Origin of the sequence: Pauljensenia hongkongensis (genome assembly GCF_001746855.1) — a bacterium.
Classification (GTDB): Bacteria; Actinomycetota; Actinomycetes; order Actinomycetales; family Actinomycetaceae; genus Pauljensenia; species Pauljensenia hongkongensis.
On record NZ_CP017298.1, the window covers coordinates 1,788,091 to 1,789,839 of the forward strand.

Below are 1,749 nucleotides of genomic sequence, written 5' to 3' on the forward strand. Positions count from 1 at the left end.
GCCCTGGCCGTCTCCCGCCACCGCGCCCCGTGCCCCTGGCTGGGGCCCACCAGGGCGTGGGCGATCTCGTGGAGGACCACCGCCCTCACCGTGGCCTCGTCGTAGATGTCGGTGAGGGGCCCCGATAGGGAGATCGTGCGGGTGGCGTGCGCGCAGGAGCCCGCGCGCCGCTTGGCCCGGTCGAAGCGGAAGGCCCACTGCCCCAGGCCCGCGCCGTCCATCAGCGCGCGTGCGAGGGCGCGGGCCTCCTCGCGCCTCACGGCCGGCCCCCGGAGCGCACGGTTTCCTGGCGCCTCACGGCCGGCCCCCGGGGCGCACGGCCGCCTCCGCGTCGGCGATGACCCCGAGCAGGCGCTTGAAGGACACCTTGTTCGGCGTGCCCAGCCTCTGCGCGAAGAGCGAGACCCGCAGTTCCTGGGCCATCCACTGCGCCTGCGAGAGCAGCCGGGCGGTCGTGGCGTCGTAGGGGCGCCCGGCCGCTGCCCGGCGCGCCCCCTCCAGGCGCCGGGCCGCCTCCCCGAGGCGGTCCATGTCCGCCAGGTTGCGATCCAGGGCCGCCGCGGACTGGGAGGCCCGGTCGATGCGGACGGCCCCGGCGCGCAGGTAGCGCGCCAGGTGGGGCAGCGCTCCGAACGGCGTGTCAGCGAGGAAGCCCGCGTGGACCAGGCGCCGCGTGTTCTCCCTGACGTCGTCGACGACCTCCCGCAACGAGGCCTGCGGGTGTGCGGCCACGGCGCCCTCGGCCTCGCTGTGGGCCTCCATGGCGCGCACGACGTGCCCGAGGATCTCGTAGACCCGGTCCTCGTGGCGCCCGCGGGCCGCTGCGGCGAGGCGCTCGAAGTCCTCGGGGGAGCGGACCGAGTCGGGCTCGCACAGCTGGTCCACCAGGGACAGGGCGGAGGCCAGCTGCGCGTCCGCCACCAGGGCGTCCGTCCCCCTGTAGGGGGAGGCGGCCAGCATCAGCGCCTCGCGGCCGGTCCACCGCGTGGTGACGCGGGCCGTCGCCAGCCGCACCCGCTGGAGCAGCAGGCGGGCCAGGCCGAGGCGGTGCTCCCTGGCGGCCTCGGCGGCGTTGGCCATGACGCGGACGCCGGCGCGGGGGTCGTCGGCGCTGCCCTGGGGCACCAGGGCGGGGAAGGCCCTCAGGGACAGGCCGTCCGCCTGGGAGGCCACCGCGCGCGGGAGCGCGGGCATCGCGGTGATGGAGTCCTCGTTGAGGGCGCTCAGCGCCGCGGCTTCCGATCCGCCCCCGGCACGGGAGGGGGAGGCACTGGCGGATGCGTCCGGCCGCCCGTCGGCCCCTGTTCCTCCGCCGTCGGCGGTCCCGGGCGTTCGCCCGTCGGCTCCGGTTCCCCGGCCCCCGTCGGATCGGCCCTTCCTCCCACCGCCGGTGGCCCTTCCCGTGCCCTCCGCGGTCTTCCCCCTGCGGCCGCGGCCGGCCTGCGCGTCCTCCATCGCCTGGGCGATGGCGCCGCGGACAGCCCGGCGCACGGCCTGGTCGGCGGCCCCGGCCAGCGAGTGCTGCAGGTGGGCGAGGTCCTTCCCCGCTCCGAGCTCGCGCCCCCGGGAGTCGACGACGACGAAAGTCATCCGCAGGTGGTCGGGCAGGTGCTCGGCGGCGTGGGCGAGGTCCGCCTCGGACAGTTCCACGCCCCGCAGTTCGCGCACGGCGGAGGCGAAGGCAGTCGCGAAAGGGGGCGGCGCGGCGCGGAGCCCCCCGTCGGCCCCCGGTCGGCAGCCGGGGGAGCC

2 protein-coding genes are annotated in these 1,749 nt (G+C 77.6%); both read right to left on the reverse strand.

Annotated elements, in window-relative coordinates; all coding sequences use genetic code 11:
* Positions 1 to 260: SprT-like domain-containing protein (locus BH719_RS10180; RefSeq protein WP_009744200.1), on the reverse strand; the 260-nt coding region annotated here is incomplete at its 3' end.
* Positions 261 to 294: 34 nt separating this feature from the next.
* A partial coding sequence (locus tag BH719_RS10185) for a DUF3418 domain-containing protein (protein ID WP_009744201.1) occupies positions 295 to 1,749 on the reverse strand: 1,455 nt, incomplete at its 5' end.